Below are 22,679 nucleotides of genomic sequence, written 5' to 3'. Positions count from 1 at the left end.
GCGATTCGTCTGTCGGCGCACTGCGGTGTTTTGCAGGTTTTTGTGCGTCATCAGCGAAGGACTGAACTGTCCTCCTTTCGGCCCCTGATTAGAATCACCAGCGCGATCAACACACCATTACGGCAGGAGAAACAATTGGACCGACTGCACCTGATCAATGTTTTTGTGGCCGTGGTGGATGCCAGTGGTTTTGCCGGTGCGGCGCGCAATCTGGGCATCTCGCCGCCGGCCGTCACGCGGGCAATCAGCGAGCTGGAGGCGCACCTCGGCGTACGCCTGTTCACGCGCACCACCCGGGTCGTGCGGGTGACCGATGCGGGAGCTCGTTATGTCGAGGATTGCCGGCGCGTCTTGGCCGATCTGGCCGAGGCGGATGAGTCGGTCAGCGGCATGCATGGCGCGCCGCGCGGCCGTCTGACGCTGACCGCGCCGGTGCTGTTTGGCGCATTGTTTGTTACTCCCATCGTGACCGAATACCTGCAGCGCTACCCCGAGGTCAACGCGTCCTGCTGGTTCCTCGACCGGGTAGTGAACATGATGGACGAGGGCGTGGATGTGGCGGTGCGCATCGGTGAGTTGCCCGACTCCAGCATGCAGGCGGTGCGTGTAGGGCGGGTGCGGCGCGTGATCTGCGCCTCGCCCGACTATCTTGCCGCGCATGGCACGCCCGTGACGCCCGATGACCTGACGCAACATTGCATCGTGTCAGCCAACGCGGTCTCACCGACACCGGAATGGCGGCTGTTTGACAAGGGCGAGCCCAAGCTGATCAAGTTGCAGCCACGCATGCTGACCACCACCAATGACTCGGCCGTGGCGGCCGTAGCTTCAGGCTTTGGGCTCTCCAGGCTGATGTCTTACCAAGTCGCCGAGCATGTGCACGCGGGCCGGCTCAAGATCGTCTTGAGCGAATTCGAGCCGCCGGAGTTGCCCATCCACTTGGTGCACCGCGAAGGCCGCCATGCGTCCAAGAAGGCCCGGGCATTTTTGGACCTGGCGATCGAGCGCCTGCGCGCCAACCCCGCGATCAACTGAGGCCTGCGGCTGTATCGGGGCCCATTGCATTTGTCTTGGCCTTCAGCTCAGCGACCTCGGCCCGCAAGCGTGCCAATTCGGCCCGCAGCGGCGCAATGCCTGCGTCGATCTCGGCCTCGGAGTATTTGGGCGTGATGTGCTGCGGGCAATTCCAATCAAAAGCCTCGACGTTGATGATGGCTGCCCGCTCGACCCGCGCCCGGTAGTCGGGCAGTTCCAGCCGCGCCAGCGTTGCCGAAAACTCTGGATCCGCCGGGTCACTGAGCAAGCGCACCCGGCCCAGAATCTTCAAACGGCGTTGATTGGCGTAGTCCATCAGGAAGATCGAGACTCGCTCATTGCCCTGCAAATTGCCGACGCTGATGTACTGACGGTTGCCGCGGAAGTCGGCATAGCCCAAGGTCTGGCCATCCAAGACCTTCAAAAAGCCGGCCGGCCCGCCCCGAAACTGCACATAGGGCCAGCCGGTCTCGCTCACGGTGGCTTGGTAAAAGCCATCGCGCTCGCGGATGAAGGCGGCCTCTTGACCACCCAGGCTCACTCGGCCTTTCGGTGCTGAGTCAAGTTGCGCATAGGCCGCACGGCTGCCCATGCGCGACTGCATGGCACGGACCGAGTCGGTGAAAGCAATATCTGCGTAGGCGCGGCTCATGGCGGGCTCCTGGTTTGGGCGGGTCGAGCGTCAGCCGGTTTTCAGGCGGTTTTCAGCAGGGGCACCAAATCCCCTCGGCGATCCAACTCGAGCAGATCGTCATAGCCGCCCACATGCTGGCTGCCAATAAAGATCTGAGGCACGGTGCGCCGGCCGGTGCGCTCCACCATTTGATCGCGCAGCTCGGCGTTTTGGCCAATATTGAGCTTGACCACCTCAGTCACGCCATGCCTGGCCAACAAGCGCTCGGCTTGGGTGCAATAGGGGCAGGTCGAGGTGTGGAAAAGAGTGACAGCGTTCGACATAGGCGTTCCTTTTGGGTTGGCAAGCTGACTGACTATTGCTTCGCTCAAGCACGCAGAGGCTGCGGAGCGAATGATTGAACTGTGAGGCAGCCACACCCAAACCAGAATCACCGCCAGCATCAATTCACCCGTTCAAAATTTGGAACAATCGGCGAAGCTCACGGCCCGCGAAGCAGTTGCACTCGCGGCACAAAGCCGAGTTCAAGCCTTCAATTTGCAGACCGGCACTCGGATTAGGCAAGTTCATCAGTGCCTGCGCGCTATGCTGGGCGCACGCAAGCCCGCGATCAGCGTGCTGCCCATGTCGCTCGGGTCGCCTACAGGGCCTACCGGACGCGCCAAGGTGGACGGTTGGGCGCATTTCCGTGTTTGGCAAAATGACGCAAGACGACACCGCATCTCAGTTCACAGCACGCTTGCTACAGCCCAAAGCCCCGGGCGCCGGCGAGTCATGGGCTTTTGTCGTTTTGCCCAAAGAGGCCAGCGCAAAGCTTCCAAGGCGTGGCAGAACATCGGTCGAGGGGGCGATTGACGGCTGTGGTTTCAGAGCCTTACTCGAACCGGACGGACAACAGAGTCACTGGCTGCGGATCGATGCGCAGCTTCTCAAAGCATCAGGCGCTCTTGTTGGCGACGTCGCTCAATTTGAAGTCAAAGCGGTGGAACATGAGCCTGAACCGGAAGTCCCCGCAGACTTTCTGGAGGCTATGAAGGCATCCCCCGCAGCGCGCACCACTTGGGACGGCACGACCACGATTGCTCGCCTCGATTGGATTCATTGGATGACTTCAGCCAAGCAGTCAAACACACGCCGCAAGCGCATTGGCGATGCCTGCGCCATGCTCGCCGCCGGAAAGAAAAGAGTTTGCTGTTTTGATCCGTCGGGCTATTACAGCAAGGCTTTCAGCGCCCCTGAGCCCGCAGATTGGTCACGTTAAATGGCGCCGCCAAGCCAAACGCACCCAGCAGATCGATACGCGGGCCGCAGGCGTCACCAGCAATAGCGCGTTATGCTGGCGCGCCTATGAAACCCAGAACTCGTCGCGTCGTCCAGGCCGTTCTTTACGAAGTCTTTGCGGTCGCCGCAGTCGGCCCCGCTTTGGGGTTGATCTTCGACGAGCCTCTCAGTTCCACCCTGGGGCTGGCGCTTCTGATGTCTACCGTGGCGCTATCCTGGAACTATGTTTTCAATGGCTGGTTCGAACGCTGGGAAGCCACGCAAGCGGTCAAAGGCCGCTCTCTCAAACGCAGGCTTGCACACGGCATAGGATTTGAAGGCGGCTTGGTGGTGCTGCTCGTCCCCCTCATGGCTTGGTGGCTGGACACATCGCTGCTCAAAGCCTTTGTTGTCGACCTGGGCGTGTTGGCCTTCTTCTTTGTTTATGCCGTGGTGTTCACTTGGGGCTTTGACCGTGTCTTTGGCTTGCCGGATTCGGCAGCACCAACGCCTGAAATTTAGGTCAGCTGCAGGCGCCCGCCCAAGTCAGGAAGCTGCTTGGAGCAGGGGAGCGCCACCAACAGATGTCGTTCTTATCCCCTCTATCCCCTCCATCCAGGCCCAGATTTCTTGCTCGGGCGAGCCATTTTGAAATCGTTGGCCGCGCCAGACTTAATGTGCGGCACCGACGGACATATTCAGCCAAGTTGAAGGGGATGGAAAAGATAAAAGAAGAACGGGCAAGAGAGTCGGCCTTGCGTATCGCCTTCAAACAGCCAACTCCACTTGGCAGCTCAGGGGCATTGCTGCCAAGCAACACCCCCACCGGCGCCTAGCTGCGCCTAAAAACTCAACACAAACGCCGCCCCTCCGCTGATCGGCTTGACATGTCGCACGCTGCCGCCCATGCCGTGAACAAGGTTGCGCACCACCGCCAGGCCTATGCCCTGGCCGCCTTCTGCCGCGCCTGGTTTGGCCAAGGGCTTGGTGCTGAAGAAGGGCAAGAAGATATCGTTCTCAAGACCGGCGGGCACGCCGGGGCCGTTGTCGCGCACCTCAATGCTGAGCCGCCCACCGCGCACCAGACGTGCCGCAACATGCAGCCGCGGCTTGGTTTGACCGGCCGTGGCCTGCGCCGCGTTCTTGATCAGGTTCAACAAGGCCTGCTCCAGTTGCCCGCCGTCGGCCATCAGCGTCAGGCTGGCGGGCTCCACTTCGAACACGGCCGCACCACCGCGCGCCGCCCATTCGGCGCCGGTGAATTTCTCCAGGCGAGCAAATAGCTCACTCAAACGCAGCGGCGCCAGCTTGGGCTCGGGCAACTCGCTGACCCGCCGGTAGTTGCCGACAAAGCTGGCCAAGGAATCGGCCCGGCGTGCAATCGTGTCCATCGCCAGGGTCAGGTCTTGCCGATCTTCAGGACTGGCGCCGCCCTGCTCTTCCAGCAAGTCCCGCGCGGTACGCGACAAGGACGAGATCGGCGTCAACGAATTCATGATTTCATGCGTCAGCACATGGACCAACTGGCGCCAGGCCTTCAAGGTCTCGGCCTCCAACTCGGTTTCAATCGGCATCAAGGCCAGCAGGCGCTCGGGGACCTGGCCGAGCACCAGATCGCGGCCGGCCAGCAGGCAGCGCTCGCTGCCGCGCTCGCTCTCGAAACTGAACAGGCTGTGGCCGGCACTCTGCTCGCGTGGCTGCGCCAAACGGGCCAGCAAATCTGCGCTATCGGTCGCGCCACCGGGTGCCACCAGGCGCCGCGCGGCGTTGTTCAGTGGCAAGACCTGACCCTGAGCGGATTGATGCCACAAGGCCACCGGCGCATGTTCCAGCAAGGCCTCATTGCGCAGCATGCGCCGCTGCGTCAGCTCGGCGGCGCGCGCCGACTCGGGCGGCGCCCGCAGCGGCTCGGCCAAACCCGCCTCGGCCAGCAGCAGCAAGCGTTTCATTTGTCCCAGCGCACCGTACAAGCCCGACAACATCAGCAACAGCGCCAACACCAGCGGCCTTGGCGCGTCATGCTGCCAACCGGCCAAGGCCGCGCCCACACACATCAAGGCGGCCCACAGCAGCAGCGGCCAGCGGCTGAACGCGCGCCTAGAGTCCATATTTTTCCAAGCGGCGATACAGCGCCGCCCGGCTCAGCCCCAGCAGCTTGGCGGCCTGGCTGATATTGCCCTGCACCAATTGCATCGCGTCCACCAGCGCATTGCGCTCCAGCTCGCTCAAGGGCACGGGCACCGCGCTGCTAAGGCTCGAAATAGGCGGCACTGCGGCGGCAACAGGCGCATGCCCGCCGCCCTGCAAAGCAAAATCTGCCGCCTCGAACTGCGAGCCCTGGGCCAAGATCACCGCGCGCTCACAAGCATGGCGCAGTGCCCGCACATTGCCATGCCAGTCATGCGCATGGGCCTGCGCCAGCGCCGCCTCACTGCAGGTCCGCAGCGGCTTGCCGTATTGCTCGGCGTAATGCGCCAGATAGTGATTGAGCAGCAAGATCACATCGTCGCGCCGCTCGCGCAAGGGCGGCACGCGCAAGACGATGGTGTTGAGCCGGTACAGCAGGTCGGGCCGGAAGCGCTGCGCATCGAACAGCGAGGCCTCATCCAAATTGGTCGCGCTGACAATGCGCACATTGACCGGCTGCGCGCTGTCCGCCCCCAGCGGCGTGACCTCGCGCCGCTCCAGCACGGTCAGCAGCTTGGCTTGACCGGCCAGCGGCAGGTTGGCGACTTCGTCCAAAAACAGCGTGCCGCCTTCGGCAGCTTGAAAGCGCCCGGGCCGCTCGTTGCGGGCGTCGGTGAAGCTGCCGCGCTTGTGGCCGAACAGCTCGCTCTCCAGCGTTGTCTCACTCAGCGCCCCCAGATCGACGGCCAAAAAAGTCTGGCCGGCACGCTTGGACAGGGTATGAATTTCGCGTGCCACCAACTCCTTGCCCGAGCCCATCTCGCCCAGCACCAGGACATTCGCCTCGGTCGGCGCCACGCTCTGGATCAAGGCGCGCAGTTCGCGCATCGCGCGTGAATCGCCCAGCAAACTGGTGGCCACAGGAGTCGTGGCTTGCCGACTGGCCAGCGCGGCCGCCACGGTGGCTGTTAACTTCTGGTTGTCCCAGGGCTTGGTGATGAAGTCGAAGGCACCAGCCTTCAAGGACGCCACCGCCAGGCTGACCTCGGCGTAGGCGGTCATCACGATGACGGGCGGCGCTTTGGGCCCTAACTTCAAGACCTCGCGCAGCACAGCCTGACCCTGCGCGCCATCGGTGTGACCGGGCTCGAAGTTCATGTCGAGCAAGAGCAGCTTGACCGGCTCTGCATTTGGGGCTGTAGCAAGGGCGGCCGCCAGCTCGGCCGGGCGCTGCAGCAGGCGCACCGGGCCAAAACGGCGTTGCAGCAGCAGTTTGGCCGCGATGCCCACATCGGGGTCGTCGTCGAGTATCAAAATTGACATGGGCGATAGCGTAGCAGCGCGCCGCGAACATTTTGTCCGCATCTGGACAGCGGCAGGCCAACCGACTGTCCGGAATCGGACACTTGGCCGCAAAAATGGCCCAAACGGCGGCAAGAAACGCTGGCACGACGCTTGCGGTGACTCAGGCATGAATGCAAACCTTCACTCGCTGCGACCCACACCGCCCGTCAGCGGTGCCGCCATGGACCGCGCCCTGCCCAAGAACAAATACGCCAAGCCGCTGCGCTGGGCCGCGATTGCCGCCGCCGTCGCCATCGCCGGCGCCGCGCTCTACTTCAGCGTGCCCCGCGGCTTGAGCGTACCCCTGAGTGACCTGACCCTGGCGACGGTGGCCGACGGCCAATTCCTCGACGAGTTGGTGCTGCGCGCCCAGGTCGTCCCGGCCCACCAGGTGCTGCTGGACGCAACCGAGAGCGGCCGTGTCGATGAGGTGCTGGTGCGCGACGGTGACATGCTCAAAGAAGGCGCGCTGCTGTACCGCTTGTCCAACCCGCAGCGCGAACAAGAAATCCTGCAACGCTCGGCCGAGGTGGCCCAGCAGCAGGCCAATCTGGCCATGCAGCGCACAGCGTTTGCTAACGCGCAGGCGATGCAGCGCCGTGACGTCAGCAATTTAATGCATGAGTTGACCAAGGCCGAGAACGACCTCAGACGCCAGAAGGGTTTGGCGGCGCAGGGCTTTGTCTCCAACGCGGTGCTGGAGGACGCGCGCCTGAAGCTGGATCAGCAACAACGTTTGCTGAACCAGGCCAAAGAAGACGGCACCGCCGAGCTGCGCACCCGCGAGCAGGCCGTCGCCGAGATGGAGCGCGCCGTCAAAGGCTTGAGCGAAGGCCTGGCCGTGGTGCGCAAAGCCGCCAGCGGCCTGTCGGCGCGCGCGCCGCGCGACGGCCAGCTGAGCGGCTTCACGCTGCAGGTCGGCAGCTCGGTCAAGCCGGGCGACCGGCTCGGCCGCATCGACGACATCGCCAGCTTCAAGCTCAGCGGCAATGTCGATGAGTTCTATCTGTCGCGCGTGCAGACCGGCTTGCAGGCCAGCCTGGAGGCCGGGGGCAAGACCTGGCCCCTGACGGTGTCGCAGCGCCTGCCGCAGGTCAAGGATGGCCGCTTCGGCGTCGAGATGGAATTCGCCAAGGACATGCCGCCGGGGATGCAGGCCGGCCAAAGCCTGGACGCCCGCATCCGCTTGGGCTCGCCCGCACAGGCGCGGCTGCTGGCCGACGGCGCCTTCTACGCCGACAGCGGCGGCGCCTGGGTCTATGTGCTGAGCGCCGACAGCAAGAGCGCCGAGCGCCGCACAGTGCGACTGGGCCGGCGCGCCGCCGGCCGCATCGAGGTGCTGGACGGCCTGGCTGCGGGCGAGCGCGTGATCACGTCCAAGGTGCGCCAGTACGGCGACGCCAAGTTGTTGAATCTGAAGTCCTGATTGAATCTTCACCAAAATCCAAGGAGCAAAAATGATCAAGCTGAAAAACCTGAGCAAGCTGCATCGCAATAGCGAAATCGAAACCACCGCGCTGAACCAGATCGACCTGCACATCGAGGCGGGCGAATATCTGTCCATCACCGGCCCCTCGGGCTGCGGCAAGTCCAGTCTCTTGAGCATCCTGGGCCTGCTCGACGCGCCGAGCAGCGGTGAATATTGGTTCGACGGCCAGAACGTCACCGGCTGGAACGAGCGCCAATTGAGCAAGCTGCGGCGCGGCCGCATCGGCTTCGTATTCCAGAGTTTCAACCTGATCGACGACCTCTCGGTGCGCGAGAACATCGAGTTAGCTTTGGAGTACGGTGATGTGCCGGTGGCCGAGCATGCCGGCCGCGTGAACACCGCAATGCAGCGCTTAGGGATTGATCACCGCGCCAATCACCGGCCGTCGCAGCTCTCCGGTGGCCAGCAGCAGCGCGTGGCGATTGCCCGCGCCATCGTTTCGCGTCCGGCCTTGTTGCTGGCCGACGAGCCGACCGGCAACCTTGACAGCGCCCAGGGCGACGAGGTGATGCGCATCCTGCGCGAGCTCAATAACGAGGGCACGACCCTGGTGATGGTGACCCACTCGCCGGCCCACGCGGCACAAGCCAATCGCTGCCTGCGCCTGCTCGACGGCCGCATCCTCGTTGACGCACTCGCGGCCTGAAAGCTGACGCCATGAAACTCAAAGACTTGCGCGTCAGCTGGCGCCAGCTGCTGAATGAGCCCGCCTATTCGGTGGTGGTCATTCTGGGCATGGCCATCGCCATCGCCGCCACCTATCTGATCGCCCTGCTCTTGAACGACCGCTGGCTGCCCGACCCGGCTGTGCCGGCGCCGCAGCAGGTCGCCCGGATGGAGTTCAAGGGCAATATCCCCGGCCGCGATGATGATTGGTTCCAGGGCTCGCCCTATGTGTTTCGCAATGCCTTGCTGGAGAACAAGGCTCCCGTCACGCAATCGGCGCGCGTCGCCGATGCCGAGCTGAGCCTGCGCGCCGGCGAGCGCCTGAGCAAAAACCTGGTGCTGTTTGCCGACGCCGACCTGGCGCCGATGTTCGGCCTCAAAGCGCTCAAGGGCGATGTGGCTGCGGCACTGCAAAAGCCCGACACGCTGGTGCTGACCACGCTGGCCGCCGAACGCCTGTTCGGCGCCGGCCAAGAGGCTTCGGGCCAGCGCGTGCGCATGGGCGGCCAGGAGATGACGGTAGCGGCCATCGTGCCGGTGCAAGCCTCGAACAGCGAGTTGCAATTCGATGCCTTGGCGAGTTTCGAGTCGCCGACCTCGGGCACCATGGCCCACGGCATCGACAAGGCCTGGTACATGATTGCCGGCCGCGTCTTTGTGCGCATGGCCGATGGCAGCAGCACCGAGCAATTGGGCCAACTGATGCAGAGCATCTTTGATCGCAGCCCCGGCACGCTGGAAACCCCGCCGGAATGGCGCGCCGGTGGTCGCAAGGCGGCCTTCACACGCGCCGTGCCACTGACTCGACTGCCTTTTGACGGCGCCAACAGCGCCAGCCGTTTGATGCTTTACAGCGCCTTGAGCGCCGCTAGCGCGATGATGCTGGCCCTGGCCGCCATCAACTATGTCAACCTGAGCAGCGTGCGCACCTTGCGCCGCCAGCGCGAGATCGCCATTCTGAAAAGCCTGGGCGCCAGCCCCGCGCGCATCGCCGCGCAGTTCGTGTTCGAGTCCAGCCTGGTCGCCTTGCTGGCCGGGGCGATGGGCCTGCTGCTGGCCTGGCTCTTGGCACCCAGCCTGGCCGACCTGCTCGACGTGAAGTTCGCATCCAAGCTGTTCGCGCCTATTCAGTTATTGAGCCTGGTGCTGGGCTGCCTGGCGCTGGGCGCCTTGACCGGCCTCTACCCGGCCCGCGTTGCCTTGGGCGTACATTGCGCGCCGGCCTTGCAGGGCCGCAAGCAAAGCGAAGGCCAGAGCGGGCGCAATCTGCGCCGCGCAATGACGGTGCTTCAGTTCAGCGCCGCCCTGTGCTTGTCGGGTGCGGCCGTGATGGTGGTCTGGCAGAGCGAATATGTCGCGCGCCTGGACCTGGGCTTCAAGACCCAGGGTCTGCTGGCCCTGGATCTGCCGGAGGGCCTGACACCGGAACAGACCGACGGTCTGTATGAGGCCTTGCAGCGCCACCCTGCGGTACAGGCCTTGAGCTGGAGCGAGGACGTGCCCGGCCGCAATGCGGTCGGCCAGGTCGATACGCTGGACAACGGCCCGACCCGTGCCGGCGTGCGCACCGGTCGCTTCGATCTGGGCTTCTTCAAGGTCTACCAGATCCCGCTGCTGGCGGGCAGTCTGGAAGGGATTGTGTTGCCCGAGAAAACCGAGCCGGGCGTTGACCGGCCGCTCGCGATCGACCTGACGGCGGTGCAGGCCCTGGGCTTTGCTTCGCCGCAGGCGGCGATTAGTGCACAGGTCAAAGTGGGCAATGATGGCTGGCGCATCAAGGCCGTGGTCGGCGCGATCAAGCAGGAGTCGGCGCGCAATATCGCCCAGCCGCAGGTGTTTCGCCTGTCCAAAAAGGTTCGCAATGTGCTGACCTTGAAGGGCTCGGGCTCAGACATGGCCGCGCTGCGGGCAGCGGTTACCGAGGTCTGGCCGCGCTACTTGACCGACACCGTGGTGGAGATGAACGGCGTCGAGGAGCAACTGGCACAGCGCTACCGGCTCGACCGCAATATCGGCCTGCTGATCGCCGCCACCAGTCTGATCGCTTTGCTGCTGGCCGGCTTCGGCGTCTACGCGCTGGCCGCCTACACGGTGCGCCGTGCCTCGCTGGAAATCGTGATGCGCAAACTGCACGGTGCCGATCATCGCCATATCGCCGGTTTGCTGGTCAAGGAGTTTGCGCCCTTGCTCGGCATTGCCGCGGCGATCAGCCTGCCGCTGATCTGGTGGACGGGCAGGCAATATCTGGGTGGCTTTGTCGAGCATGCCGATATGGGCGGCTGGCCGCTGCTGGCAGCGCTGCTGGGCACACTCTTGATGACGATGCTGGCGGGATTGCGCCATGGCCTGGCGGCGATGGCGATGCGGCCGATCTTGGCGCTGCGCGACTAAGCGAAGGAGCTGAACGAGATGAGACTGCTCGACCTGCGCGTGGCCGCGCGGCAGCTGCGTGCTGAACCGCTCAATGCCACCGTTTTGATTGTTGGCCTCGCGCTGGCGCTGGCGGTGTGCTATTTGCTGGCCGTGCTGCTGGGCGAGCGCATGCGTCCCGACCCGGCGCTGCAGGAGCCCGAGCGCATCGTGATGATCGACTTCCACGGCAATATGCCGGGGCGGCAAGAAGACTGGTTCCTGGGCGCGCCCTTTGTGTTCAAGCAGGCGCTGCAGGAGGCACAAACGCCGCTCAGTTTGCTCACGCGCATCTCCGACGACACGCTGACGCTGCGCCAGGGCGAGCGCAAGCTGCGCGCCAATGTATCGGCGGCCGACGCCAGTCTGGTGGCCCTGTTCAATCTGCGCTCGCTGCAAGGAGATTTGAAAGCTGCACTGAGCCGCCCCGACACCATCGCACTGACCCAGTCCTTGGCTCAACAGCTGTTCGGCAGCGAAGCAGCGTTGGGTCGCAGTGTCGATATTGGCCAGCACCGGCTCACCGTGGCCGCGATCTTGCCGCAGCCCAGCTCGCTGAGCTTGCTGCGCGCCGAGGCCTTCATCAGCTTCGACTCGCCGGCGGCGGGCCTTGACGAAGAAACACGCAATGCCTGGTTCCAGATCAGTGGGCAGGTCTTTGCCCGCCTGGCACTCGGGGCCAGCGCCGCGCAGGTAGGCGCCGTCGCACAGACCCTGCTCGACCAGAGCCCGGTGATCAAGCAATTGCCCCCGGACTGGACCGCCGGCGGGCGCAAGGCCGCCTTTATGCGCGCGCTGCCGATCACGCAGCTGCCTTTCGAGGGCCGCGCCGGGCGGCAGCGCCTGATGGTGCTGAGCGCGCTGGCCGGTGTCGCCGGCCTGCTGCTGTGCCTGGCTCTAATGAACTGCGTCAACCTCAGCAGTGTGCGCACCTTGCGCCGGCAGCGCGAAATTGCGGTGCGTAAAAGCCTGGGCATCAGCCCGCTGCGCTTGCTCTGGCAATTTGCCGTGGAAGCGCAACTGAGCATCGCCTTGGCCGCGGGCTTAGGCCTGCTGCTGGCCTGGTTGGGCCTGCCTTGGGCGGTCGAGGCCTTGCAGGTGCCGCCGCCCGACAGCTTCTTGCAGCTCTTGCCGCTGGCCGGCCTAGGCCTGGCATGCATGATCTTGACCTTGCTGGTGTGCGTCTATCCCGCGTGGCTGGCTTGGCGCATGCAGGCGGCTGCGGCGCTGCAAGGGCGCCAGGCCAGCGAGGGCGAAGGCGGACGCTGGCTGCGCCGGGGCTTGACCACGCTGCAGTTCGGCCTGGCACTGTTGGTCGGCACATTGGCGCTATCGCTGGCCGCGCAAAATCGCCATGTCTTGGCTCGCGACCTGGGCTTTGCGCCCGAGGGCGTGCTGAGCTTGCGCCTGCCGGCCGGCGCCGGCGCCGAGCAAGCCGAAGATTTCTATCAGGCCTTGCGTTTGCGCCCGGAGGTGCAAGCGCAGGCCTGGAGCGATAGCGTGCCCGGCAATACCTTCATGGATCGCAACGCCGAATTTACCCAGGCCGAGCACCACGCCAAGCTGCGCTTCAACTATGTCAACGCGGCCTTCTTTGGCCTCTATAAGATCCCCCTGCTGGCCGGCCGACTCGACGACGCAGCCGCAGCAGGCTTGGTGCTGGATGAGCCGGCGGTGCGCGCCCTGGGCTGGGCCAGACCTGAGCAGGCGCTGGGCCAGACGCTCAGCTATGTGATGACGGGATTGAATCAAGGCCAGAGCTCTTGGCAGGTGGTGGCCGTGGTGCCACAGCAATTGCTGGAAAGCACGCGCGAAGCAGCCAGGCCGCACGCATTCCTGATGCACAACGGCAAGCAAAACTTAGGCGACGTCCGCGCGGTGCTCAATCTGCGCTTGCGGCCAGGCAGCCAGGCCGAAACCGTGCTGGCGCCGCTATGGACACGCTACTTTCCCAACGAACCGTTTGCCTTTGAAACGGCCGAACAAACCCTGATGGCAGGCTACCAGGCGGACCTGCGCATCGGCCACCTCGTCAGCGCCTGCGGCCTGCTGGCACTGGCGCTGGCGGGCTTCGGCGTCTACGCCTTGGCGGCCTATCTGGTGCAGCGCCATGGCAAGGAAATTGTGCTGCGCAAGCTGCATGGCGCCTCCGGCTTGCAGGCCATGAAGCAGCCGCTGCGCGAGTTCGCCGCCTTGCTGGCGTGCGCGGCGGCGCTGACCCTGCCGCTGACCTGGTATTTGGGCGAACAGTATTTGACGCAGTTTGTCGATCGGGTGCAGTTGGGCGTCTGGCCGCAACTGCTGGCCTTGGCAGGCCTGTTGGCGGTGACGCTGCTGGCGAGCTTGCGCCACGGCATGGCGGCGCTGGCCATGCGGCCGATCTTGGCGCTGCGGGACTAGTACCGCCTACAGTCTAGACCTGCTGCACCGTGAAGCTCACGCCCAGGCTGGCACCGGGGCCTGGGCCAATTTCCAGTTCACCACCGAGCTGCCGAGCCAGATCGGTGGCGAGTTGCAGGCCCAAGGATGTTTTCCGCCTAACTTCAAAATTAGCCGGCAAGCCAAGACCTGTATCGCTGACCTGCATTCGCCAAAGTACGGCCTCGCCCAGCGGCTGCAAGGAGATTCGCACCTCCCCCTGGCTGCCGGGCGGAAAGCCATGTTTCAAGCAATTGGAAATCAGCTCATTGACCAAGAGCCCGCAGGGCATCGCCTGGTCCATATTCATTTGCAGCGGCGTCAAGTCCAGCACCAAGCGCACCTGGCCACCTTCAGGGGCCTGGGCGCGGAAGGCCTCGCCGGCCAACTGGCGCAGATATTTGGCCAGGTCGACGGCTGCGAAAATACCGCTGCGGTAGAGCGACTCGTGCAGCAGCGACATGGAACGAATGCGCGCCTGCATTTCCTCCAGCACCGTCTTGACGCCGGGCTCTGCGCTGCGCCTGCCCTCCATGCGCAGCAGGCTGGTGATCACCTGCAGATTGTTCTTGACCCGGTGATGCACCTCGTTGAGCAGGGCGACCTTTTCATTCAAGGAGTTCTGCAATGCTTGCTGGGCCAGCTTTTGGGCCGTGACATCTTGATCGACGCCCCACACATGCAAGACCTGACCCTCGGCGTCCGCGACCGACACCACCTTGGATGAGATGTAGCGCAACTCGCCATCATCCAGGCTATGGATGCGGTATTCGATGTTGAACTGTTGGGCCGAGGCCCGCGCACTTTGAATCACTTGCTCCAAACGCTGATGGTCGTCCGGGTGGACCGACTCTTGCCAAGCGCCAGGCCCCGGCACGCCATCGGCGAGCTTGCGGCCATAAATCTTGAACATCTGGTCAGACCACACCGGCTCGCCCGAGGCCACCGGCCAGACCCAGCTGCCGATGCCGGCGAGCTCCTCGGCCATGCGCAGGCGGCTCTCGTTGAGCTGCAAAGCCAAGGCGGTCTTTTGCCGGCGCGTGATGTCACGGAACACCCACAAGCGCCCACGCGGCTCACCATTGATCGTCAGGGGCACAAAATCACGCAGCAGCGTACGTTGATGGGTGCAAGCCACTTCTTCGTCGTGCACCGCGACGCCTTGCGCCAACAGCTCGTCCACACGGGCCAAGCCGGCCGCGGGGTTGGCAAGGCTGAGATTGGCGGTCTTCATCATCACCAGGTTGTCCATGCCTATCAGTTCGGCCGCCAGACGCTGCAGGCCAAACATATCGCAAAAAGCCTGATTGGCATATTCAACCCGGCCGTCGTTGTCGATCAACAAAATGCCGTAATAGACATTGGCCAGCACTTCCTGATAGCGGTCGACGGTGGCGCTCAGCAAGGCCTCTGCATTGCGGGCAGCGGTGATGTCGCGGGCCACACCGTGGTAGCCGAGGAACTTGCCGTCCGCATCGAAGCGCGGCAGGCCCGAGCTGAGGTAGACCGCGAGCTGACCATTGGCCTCAACGCGACTCATCTGAAACTCATCGAAGCGCTCATGGCGCGCCAACAGCGCCCGGTGCTGCTGCCAGGCGCTCTCATCCATATCGACCGAGGGCAATTCCCAGCGCGTCTTGCCCAGCCTGGACTGGCGTGCGCTGTTGAGGGCGACATCGGTCAGACCGGTCATGCGGGTGAAACGAAAATTCTCGTCCTGCTCCCAATACCAATCGGAAGACAACTCAATCAAGGCACGAAAGCGCGCTTCGCTTTGCTGCAAATCTGCGAAGGCGCGTTCGCGCGCCAGGGTTTCGCTGGCAAAGGCATCCAGCATCAAGTTGAATTGCGCCGCCACTTGGCGCACGTCTTCGCTGCCGGCCAAGTCGGCACGCACCGCTTGATCGCCCGCCGCAACGCGCCGCGCGGTGTCGGACAGTTGGGCAATCGGACGCGCTACTTGCAGCCCCAAGCGCCAAGCCATCAGCAGGGCCAGGGCCAGTACCGCCAAGCCGGCCAAAAGCGTACGCCACACGGCCGTATGAAATTCAGCCAGCACCTCGGCCTCGGGCAAACCGGCAACAACCCGCCAATTGCTGCCCGGCAGCGTCAAATAGGCCATGCGGCGCAGCACGCCGTCCATGCCTTGCACGGATACAAAGCCGTTACGCTGGCGCCTCGCGGCTTCGGTGCCGGCGCCAGGGGCAGCATGGCCGATGTATTTGGCCGCATCGGCCGAGCGCAGGGCAATCTTCTCCCGGCTATCCACCACGGTTGCCAGCGCGCTTGGCGGCAGTCCGACCAAGAGCTCAGTGCTGAGTTTTTGCAGATCGACGACCAGGCGCAACAGGCCCACTCTCTCACCCGCTGGATTGCGCACCGGATAGGACAACAGTGATTCCCAGTGCCCACTGACCTTGCCGGGCTCGGCCCCGCCGACCACAAAGCCGTCGCTGTGCAAGGCCGCGACAAATTCCGCTGATCGACTTATCTCGGAAGCCGAGGCTAAGCTTGGCAAGGTCGAGCAGATCGGTTGGGCCTGCAAATCTCGCAGTACCAGGCTGCTCAAACGCGGATCCAGAATCAACAAATCGCGCATCAGCAATTCGCAGCCCTGGGGGTCCATGGAACGAATCGCCGGCAGTGCGGCCAATCTGGCCAAAAACGCTTCTTGTTGCGCGAGATAGCTGCTCAGATTGGCCGCTGTGCCGGTGGCCATCTCGCTGACCCGCTCATCGGCCTCATGGCGCACATGGGCCAGGTCTGCCACCATCTGCCAAGCCAGCATCGCGGCCAAGGGCAAACAAACCAACAAGGCCAGCGCATAGATTTGCTGGCGAATACTGAGGCGGGCTAGCCAGGCGCTCATATCGCGAGCCAAGCGCCCAGCCTGGAACCTGAGGCCAAGACAAGCTGGGCGACTTCACTGAGCGACATGAGCTAAGACCTGGCTGATTGAAGAAAGCAAGTCGGGCGATCTTAGCGATGAAACCTGGCCTACTCGCGCTCGGCCAACAAGCTTTGGCAGCGTTCCTCATGCTGGCTGATTTCGGCCAAGGTGATCTCGATGTCATCGAGTTGCTGCTCCAGCGCCTGGCGGTGCTGCTGCAAGACCTGCAAAAAAGCCTTCAGCTGCGGCGCGGCGCCACTGGAGGCGTCGTACATATCGACCAGTTGCTTGATCTCTTGCAGCGTCAGCCCCAGGCGCTTGCCGCGCAAGGTCAGCTTCAGACGGGTGCGGTCGCGGTGGGTGTAGACACGGTTGCGCCCGGCCCGCGACGGCTCCAGCAGGCCCATGTCCTCGTAGAAGCGAATCGCACGCGGCGTGATGTCGAATTCGGCCGCCAATTCGGTGATGGTGAACAAGCGACCATTGCTGTCGGAGGTCGGGACGACGCTGGCTTGGGTACTCATGGCTAAACTGGGGGCTTCAGTGACGTTAACGTAAACGGAAGTCTACATGGCCAATCCCCGCGAGTCAGAACTTCTCTACCCCATGGGCGACGCGCTGCCCGCTGCCGGCGGCGTGCTGGAGATCGCGCCCGGCGTACGCTGGCTGCGCATGGGCCTGCCGTTTGCGCTCGACCATATCAATTTGTGGTTGCTGCGGGACCATGTGGATGGTGTGGATGGCTGGGCCATCGTCGACTGCGGCGTCGCCAACGACGCTACCCGCGCCAACTGGGAGCAGGTGTTTGCCCAGCACCTCGACGGCTTGCCGGTGCTGCGCGTCATCGTCACCCACTTTCACCCGGACCATATGGGATTGGCGGCTTGGCTGACCGACAGGTGGAGCGGGCGCGCTGCAGGGCCGCCCCAAGGCGAGGCCAGCCCCCTCGAGGGGGGCGACGCGGCAAAGCCGGTGAGCTTGGGGGCGAACCGTGAATGCCGGCTATTGATCAGCGCCACCGACTACAACTTGGCCCGCCTGGCCAGCGGATCCACCGTGGGCATGGGCGGCGAAGCGGCGGCGAGATTTTTTGCAAGCCATGGGCTGACGGACGCCGACTCGCTGGCCAAGATACGCGGCCGTGCCAGCTATTACCCCAGCATGGTGCCGGCCGTGCCGAGCAGCTTCCGGCGCCTGATGGATGGCCTGAACGTCAGAATCGGCGCCCACGACTGGGTCTGCCACACCGGCTATGGCCATGCGCCCGAGCACATCAGCCTGCATTGCCCGGATTTAGGCCTGCTGATTTCCGGCGATATGGTCTTGCCGCGCATTTCGACCAATGTGTCGGTCGTCGACGTCGAGCCCGAGGCCGATCCCTTGACGCTCTACCTGGCATCGCTGGAGCGCATGCTGGTCCTGCCTGCCGACACCTTGGTGCTGCCCTCTCATGGCAAACCCTTCACCGGCCTGCATGCCCGGGTTGACCAGTTGCGTGAGCACCACGCCGAACGCTTGGCCGAGGTGCTGCAAGCCTGCACCATCAAGCCCTGCCACGCCGCCGAACTGCTGGAGATGATGTTCAAACGCAAGCTTGATCTGCACCAAACCACCTTTGCGATGGGTGAGTCGCTCGCTCATTTGAACGCCTTGTGGCTTGGCGGCCAATTGCTTCGCAGCTTGGATGGGGACGGGGTTTACCGCTTTGCTATTGCCTGAACTGGTATTGCCGCCAGACCGGCCAAAAAAAACCGTCGCCGCGGAGCGTTTTAAGGGCTCAACGACGACGGGTTCTCGGCCCTTTTTATAACATCCGACTCGAACCAGGCCTATGCCATGGGTGTGGGCCCTTGGAATTGACGGGCCCTTCGAGCGAATCTGCGCCGGGGCAGACTCCTGATGCAGGTGATGACAGCTAATAGCCAGAGTTTGCTTGGGCACCAACAAATCAACAAGCCCCCCTTTGGAGGGATAGGTGTGGTCTATGCGGTATTTTTTTGGTATTTGACTGGCATCTATTCGGCAATGATTGATTCTTCACGCAGTCGAGCACGCGCTTGCTGGTAGTCAGGCAGCACCGAGGCCACCACGGCCCAAAAGCGTGCACTGTGGTTCATCTCGCGCAGATGGGCCAATTCATGCGCAACCACATAGTCAATGATGTCGGGCGCGAAATGAATCAGCCGCCAATTCAGCCGGATGCTGCCGTCCGCGCTGGCGCTGCCCCAACGGGTTTGCGCCGAACTCAGGCGCAGCTGCGTCATCTGCACCCCCAGCGCGGCGGCGAAATGCTGGCAGCGCGGCTCAAACGCCTGCCGCGCCTGGCGCTTGAGCCAAGTTTGCACGGCGTCCCTGACCTGCTCTTGCGAAGCCGTCAGCGGCAGGCCCAGTTTGAGCAGCACACCGGATTCATCCATCCGCACACCTTTGGCCTCAGGGTCCAGGCGCAACCAGATCAGCCGGCCCAGAAAGTTGAAGCTGCCGCCATCACGCCATTCAATCCTTGCCGCTTCGACACGCCGCGCACGCTCGCGCTGCTCGACCAGCTTGCGCAGAATCCAGTCCGACTTTTGCAGTAGCGCACGCTCAATGTCGGCCTGCGGCAACCAGCGCGGCGCACTGACGCGCAGCCCTTCGCTGCCAACCACAAAGCCGATGCTGCGCCGGCGCGCGCGCCGTAGCTCGTAGGCCACACGGTGTTCACCGAGGTGCAGCTCACACAAAGGTCCGAGCACGGCTTTCACTCGAGCTGGCGGCGCTAGCGGCGGTGGCGGTGCTTCCGCGCCAAACAAGGACAGCTGCGGTGCTTCTTGCAACAGCTGGGCGAGGCGCTTGAGCATGAGGAATGTGCGCTCAGGGCTTGGGACCGTCGGCGTAAGCCTCAGGGTCCAGCCGGCGCATCTCGGCTTCGATCCAGGCCTCCACTTCACGCATCAACTCGGCCGACTCGCGACCCACCGACGCGATCGGCTTGCCGAAGGAGATATCGACAACGCCCGGGCGCAACATAAAACTCTTGCGCGGCCAGCAACGCGCCGAGGTCGCCGCGATCGGCACGATGGGCACGCCGGTGTCGATCGCCAAACGGCTGCCGCCGGATTTGTACTCGCCTTTTTGGCCGCGTGCGATACGGGTCCCCTCGGGGAACATGATCACCCAATGCCCCATCGCCGCCAAGCGCTTGCCCTGCGCGGCCACCTTGTTCCAGGCTTGTGAACGCTTGCTGCGGTCGATGTGAATCATGTCCATGCGGGCCATCGCCCAGCCGAAAAACGGCACATAGAGCAACTCGCGCTTGAACACATAAGCCAGCGGATGCGACATCAGCGCCGGGTAGGCAAAGGCCTCCCACGTGCTTTGATGCTTGGACAGCAAAATCACCGCCGATTTGGTGTCGGCCTCGGCCGGCAGGTTCTCCATGCCGTGTAAGCGCCACTGCACACCGCAGATATAGCGCGCGCCGTAAATCGCCAAACGCAGCCAAGCCGCGCAAGCCCAATAGACCCGGTCGCCCTTGGCGACGATAGAAATCAGCAAAACCGCCGTCGCCCAAGGGATCACCGTGATGGTCAAGAAAAGCACGAACAGCAACGAGCGGAATGCAGCAAGCAAAGAGGACATTAAATCAGGTCTCCAGGACCGGTATTCGGGGGCAAAAGGGTTTCGCCACGGGCATCGGCCTTGTGGCGGCGTTCGGTGTTGATCAGGCCTTCGGCAAAGGCGCTCAGGCTGTCGTGCAGCATGGCGCCGGGCACCAAGTTCAGCAAGGCGTCCAGCTGGCTTTCATCAAGATCGCCCAAGCGGTCGCTGCGCACCAAGTGCGGTATGCAGCCGGCCGCTTGTGCGGTTTTCAAATCGCGCAGTGAGGCGCCCACCATATGCACCTGGCCCAGATCAACGCCAAAGCGCTCGCCAATTTGCGTCAACATCCCCGGCAGAGGTTTGCGGCAATCGCAGCCCTCCTCCGGCGTGTGCGGGCAAAAGAAGGCTGCATCCAAGCGGCCGCCCTTTTCGGCTAACAACTGATTCAGGCGGATGTGAATGGCCGTCAAGGAGGCCATGTCCAACAGGCCACGGCCGATGCCGGGCTGGTTGGTGGCCAGCACGGTGTGCCAGCCCGCCTGATTGAGCCGCGCCACCGCTTCCAAGGCACCCGGCAGCGGGGTCAATTCCTCGACCACTTTGACATGGTCATCGCGGTATTGATTGAGCGTCCCGTCTCGCCCGAGGATGACGAGCTTCATGGTGTGGCTGTGGTCGGAGCGCATCAATCGTCCTTGTCGTGCTTCAGTGGCGGCTTCAGCTGGCCAGGCGAGACAGATCGGCGACCCGGTTCATCGCCTCGTGCAAGGTCTTCAGCAGGCCCAGGCGATTGGCGCGCAGGGCCGCGTCCTCGGCGTTCACCATCACGCCCTCAAAGAAAGCGTCCACCGGCGCCCGCAGCGTCGCCAGCTCGCGCAGGGACGCTGCATATTCGCCGTTATGGAAGAAGGCATCGCTCAAGACTTGCACCTGCGCCAAGGCGCCGGCCAACTCCTTCTCGGCCGGCTCTTGCAGCAGCGCGGCATCCACGCGTGCCTCAACAGCCTGCTCGCTCTTCTTCAAGATATTGCCAATGCGCTTGTTGGCAGCAGCCAGCGAAGCGGCCTCGGGCAACGCGGCAAAAGAGCGCACCGCGCCCAAGCGCGCTGACACGTCGGCCAGGCGCTGCGGGCGCAAGGCCAGCACCGCGTCCACTTCTTGCGCGCTATAGCCCTGCTCACGCAGCGAGCCGGACAGGCGGTCGAAGATGAATTCGCTCAAGGCCACGCTGGGGTCCTTGATCAAGGTGCCAAAAGCCGGCAGCGCCGCTGCGATCAAGGCATCCAGACTCAGGCCGGCAGCACGCTCGCTCAGCATGCGCACCAAGCCCAAGGCATGGCGGCGCAGCGCGAACGGATCCTTATCGCCGGTGGGCAGCTGGCCGATGCCGAACATGCCGACCAGGGTCTCCAGCTTGTCGGCCAGCGCCACCACCAAACCGACCTCGTTGCGCGGCAATTCGTCGCCGGCAAAGCGGGGCTTGTAATGGTCTTCAATCGCGAAAGCGACCGCCTCGCTCAAACCGTCATGGCGAGCGTAATAGCCGCCCATGATGCCTTGCAGCTCGGGGAACTCACCGACCATATCGGTCAACAAATCAGACTTGGCCAGCTGCGCGGCCTGATCAACCTGCGCGGTCAAAGCACCGCCGCCCAACTGCGCAGCAATGGCGCAGGCGATCGCGCGTACACGCTCGACCCGGTCACCCTGGCTGCCCAACTTGCCGTGGTACACAACCTTGGCAAGGCCAGCCACCCGCGAGGCCAGCGTCTTCTTGCGGTCTTGATCGAAGAAGAACTTGGCATCGGCCAAACGTGGGCGCACCACCCGCTCATTGCCCTGAATCACCGCGCTGGTGTCGCCGGGGCTGATATTGCTCACAACCAGGAACTGGTTGGTCAGCTTGTTTTCAGCGTCCAGCAGCGGGAAGTATTTCTGGTTCGCCTTCATGGTCAGAATCAGGCATTCCTGCGGCACCGCCAGGAACTCGGGCTCGAACAAGCAGCTCAGCACATTGGGGCGCTCGACCAAACCGGTCACCTCGTCCAGCAAGGCTTCGTCGCTTATCGGCTTCAGGCCCTGGCGCGCGGCGGCAGCGTCGAGCTGACGGCTTATTTCAGCACGGCGCTCGGCAAAGCCGGCGATCACGGCGCCCTGCTCGCGCAGCTGCGCGCTATAGCTGTCGGCGCTCTCAATCGTCAGGTTCTCAAGCTGGGACTCAAAGCGATGGCCACGTGTGCTGCGGCCCGAGCTCAGGCCTAAGGCTTGAATCTCGACCACATCGCTGCCGTGCAAGGCCACGATGCCATGGGCCGGGCGCACAAATTTCACATCGGTCCAACCGTCGCTGAGCTGATAGGTCATCACCTTGGGGATGGGCAGCTTGGCCAGGGTCTCGTCCAAGGCCTTTTGCAGGCCCTCGGCCAAGCTGGCGCCAGGCAGCAGCAGATCGAGGAACAAGGCCTCCGCCTTGCCGTCCATCGCACGCTTGAGCTGCGGTAAAGCAGAGGCATCGGCGCCCACGCTGGCGAGCTTCTTCAGCAGCGCCGGCGTCGCTTGACCATCCGCCGTCAGGGCCACGGCCACCGGCATCAGCTTTTGCTGCACGGCGCGATCGGCGGCCTTGGGCGACACATCGCTCAAATGCAGGCCGAGGCGGCGTGGCGAAGCAATGGCCGTGGCCACGGCCGCAGGCCCGACCAGACCTTGGGCCTTCAGGCTCTCGACCAACACGCTGGAAAAAGACTCGCCGAGCTTTTTAAGCGCCTTCGGTGGCAGCTCTTCGACGAACAACTCGATCAATAAATTCTGGTGGGCAGTCATGG

At 63.7% G+C, this 22,679-nt stretch carries 18 protein-coding genes; 8 read left to right on the top strand and 10 right to left on the bottom strand.

The features are described from left to right. Positions 1 to 135 precede the first annotated feature (135 nt). Positions 136 to 1,035 (top strand): LysR family transcriptional regulator, encoded by a 900-nt coding sequence (locus tag LNV09_RS22430; RefSeq protein ID WP_263559288.1) that lies wholly within the window; start codon positions 136 to 138, stop codon positions 1,033 to 1,035. Here LNV09_RS22430 and LNV09_RS22425 read toward each other — a convergent pair. Both LNV09_RS22425 and grxC read right to left on the bottom strand, forming a co-directional pair. After that, positions 1,028 to 1,687: a pyridoxamine 5'-phosphate oxidase family protein gene (locus LNV09_RS22425; protein ID WP_263559287.1), complete on the bottom strand. Its 660-nt coding sequence runs from the start codon at positions 1,685 to 1,687 to the stop codon at positions 1,028 to 1,030. The two genes, LNV09_RS22430 and LNV09_RS22425, sit on opposite strands and share 8 nt — an antisense overlap. A 41-nt stretch (positions 1,688 to 1,728) precedes the next feature. Continuing rightward, positions 1,729 to 1,992: a glutaredoxin 3 gene (gene grxC / locus LNV09_RS22420; RefSeq protein ID WP_263559286.1), complete on the bottom strand. Its 264-nt coding sequence runs from the start codon at positions 1,990 to 1,992 to the stop codon at positions 1,729 to 1,731. 377 nt (positions 1,993 to 2,369) lie between these two features. Between grxC and LNV09_RS22415 the strand changes: the two genes are divergently transcribed. Together LNV09_RS22415 and LNV09_RS22410 are read left to right on the top strand one after the other, a co-directional pair. Beyond that, positions 2,370 to 2,930 (top strand): YdeI/OmpD-associated family protein, encoded by a 561-nt coding sequence (locus tag LNV09_RS22415; RefSeq protein ID WP_263559285.1) that lies wholly within the window; start codon positions 2,370 to 2,372, stop codon positions 2,928 to 2,930. An 86-nt stretch (positions 2,931 to 3,016) separates the two neighbouring features. After that, on the top strand, positions 3,017 to 3,451 hold the full coding sequence (locus LNV09_RS22410) for a PACE efflux transporter (RefSeq protein ID WP_263559284.1): 435 nt from the start codon (positions 3,017 to 3,019) through the stop codon (positions 3,449 to 3,451). A 320-nt stretch (positions 3,452 to 3,771) separates the two neighbouring features. Here the strand turns inward: LNV09_RS22410 and LNV09_RS22405 are convergent, their stop codons facing one another. Both LNV09_RS22405 and LNV09_RS22400 read right to left on the bottom strand, forming a co-directional pair. Continuing rightward, on the bottom strand, positions 3,772 to 5,037 hold the full coding sequence (locus LNV09_RS22405) for a sensor histidine kinase (RefSeq protein WP_263559283.1): 1,266 nt from the start codon (positions 5,035 to 5,037) through the stop codon (positions 3,772 to 3,774). Further along, positions 5,027 to 6,379 (bottom strand): sigma-54-dependent transcriptional regulator, encoded by a 1,353-nt coding sequence (locus LNV09_RS22400; protein WP_263559282.1) that lies wholly within the window; start codon positions 6,377 to 6,379, stop codon positions 5,027 to 5,029. The genes LNV09_RS22405 and LNV09_RS22400 overlap by 11 nt, the downstream gene beginning before the upstream one ends. Before the next feature lie 148 nt (positions 6,380 to 6,527). Between LNV09_RS22400 and LNV09_RS22395 the strand changes: the two genes are divergently transcribed. Genes LNV09_RS22395 through LNV09_RS22380 form a run of 4 tightly spaced genes read left to right on the top strand, consistent with a single transcriptional unit; the run spans position 6,528 to position 13,364 of the window. After that, positions 6,528 to 7,826: an efflux RND transporter periplasmic adaptor subunit gene (locus tag LNV09_RS22395; RefSeq protein WP_263559281.1), complete on the top strand. Its 1,299-nt coding sequence runs from the start codon at positions 6,528 to 6,530 to the stop codon at positions 7,824 to 7,826. A gap of 31 nt (positions 7,827 to 7,857) precedes the next feature. Continuing rightward, positions 7,858 to 8,535 (top strand): ABC transporter ATP-binding protein, encoded by a 678-nt coding sequence (locus LNV09_RS22390; protein ID WP_263559280.1) that lies wholly within the window; start codon positions 7,858 to 7,860, stop codon positions 8,533 to 8,535. A gap of 11 nt (positions 8,536 to 8,546) precedes the next feature. Next, positions 8,547 to 10,946: an FtsX-like permease family protein gene (locus tag LNV09_RS22385; RefSeq protein WP_263559279.1), complete on the top strand. Its 2,400-nt coding sequence runs from the start codon at positions 8,547 to 8,549 to the stop codon at positions 10,944 to 10,946. An 18-nt stretch (positions 10,947 to 10,964) separates the two neighbouring features. Then, positions 10,965 to 13,364 (top strand): FtsX-like permease family protein, encoded by a 2,400-nt coding sequence (locus tag LNV09_RS22380; protein WP_263559278.1) that lies wholly within the window; start codon positions 10,965 to 10,967, stop codon positions 13,362 to 13,364. Positions 13,365 to 13,377: 13 nt separating this feature from the next. On the opposite strand, the gene LNV09_RS22375 is transcribed toward LNV09_RS22380, so the two are convergent. Next, positions 13,378 to 16,251, bottom strand: coding sequence for a histidine kinase dimerization/phosphoacceptor domain -containing protein (locus LNV09_RS22375; RefSeq protein ID WP_263559277.1), 2,874 nt, complete (start codon positions 16,249 to 16,251; stop codon positions 13,378 to 13,380). Between the two features lie 128 nt (positions 16,252 to 16,379). Further along, positions 16,380 to 16,796 carry a MerR family transcriptional regulator gene (locus LNV09_RS22370; RefSeq protein WP_263559276.1) on the bottom strand — a complete coding sequence of 139 codons (417 nt, stop codon included), beginning with the start codon at positions 16,794 to 16,796 and terminating at the stop codon, positions 16,380 to 16,382. Between the two features lie 46 nt (positions 16,797 to 16,842). Here LNV09_RS22370 and LNV09_RS22365 point away from each other — a divergent pair, with 46 nt between their 5' ends. After that, positions 16,843 to 17,991 (top strand): MBL fold metallo-hydrolase, encoded by a 1,149-nt coding sequence (locus LNV09_RS22365; protein ID WP_263559275.1) that lies wholly within the window; start codon positions 16,843 to 16,845, stop codon positions 17,989 to 17,991. A 296-nt stretch (positions 17,992 to 18,287) separates the two neighbouring features. Here the strand turns inward: LNV09_RS22365 and LNV09_RS22360 are convergent, their stop codons facing one another. From LNV09_RS22360 to glyS, 4 genes are read right to left on the bottom strand one after another with little or no spacing between them, the layout of a single operon-like run. Further along, positions 18,288 to 19,112 (bottom strand): M48 family metallopeptidase, encoded by an 825-nt coding sequence (locus LNV09_RS22360; RefSeq protein ID WP_263559274.1) that lies wholly within the window; start codon positions 19,110 to 19,112, stop codon positions 18,288 to 18,290. 13 nt (positions 19,113 to 19,125) lie between these two features. Further along, positions 19,126 to 19,893: a lysophospholipid acyltransferase family protein gene (locus LNV09_RS22355; RefSeq protein ID WP_263559273.1), complete on the bottom strand. Its 768-nt coding sequence runs from the start codon at positions 19,891 to 19,893 to the stop codon at positions 19,126 to 19,128. Next, entirely contained in the window at positions 19,893 to 20,516 is a 624-nt protein-coding gene (gene gmhB, locus LNV09_RS22350) for a D-glycero-beta-D-manno-heptose 1,7-bisphosphate 7-phosphatase (protein ID WP_263559272.1), read from the bottom strand. The genes LNV09_RS22355 and gmhB overlap by 1 nt, the downstream gene beginning before the upstream one ends. 55 nt (positions 20,517 to 20,571) lie before the next feature. After that, entirely contained in the window at positions 20,572 to 22,677 is a 2,106-nt protein-coding gene (gene glyS, locus LNV09_RS22345) for a glycine--tRNA ligase subunit beta (RefSeq protein WP_263559271.1), read from the bottom strand. Positions 22,678 to 22,679: the final 2 nt, after the last annotated feature.

Origin of the sequence: Paucibacter sp. B2R-40, from assembly GCF_025717555.1 — a bacterium.
Classification (GTDB): Bacteria; Pseudomonadota; Gammaproteobacteria; order Burkholderiales; family Burkholderiaceae_C; genus Paucibacter_A.
The sequence above is the reverse complement of the archived record's forward strand: the minus strand, read 5'-3'. Positions and strand labels throughout refer to the sequence as shown.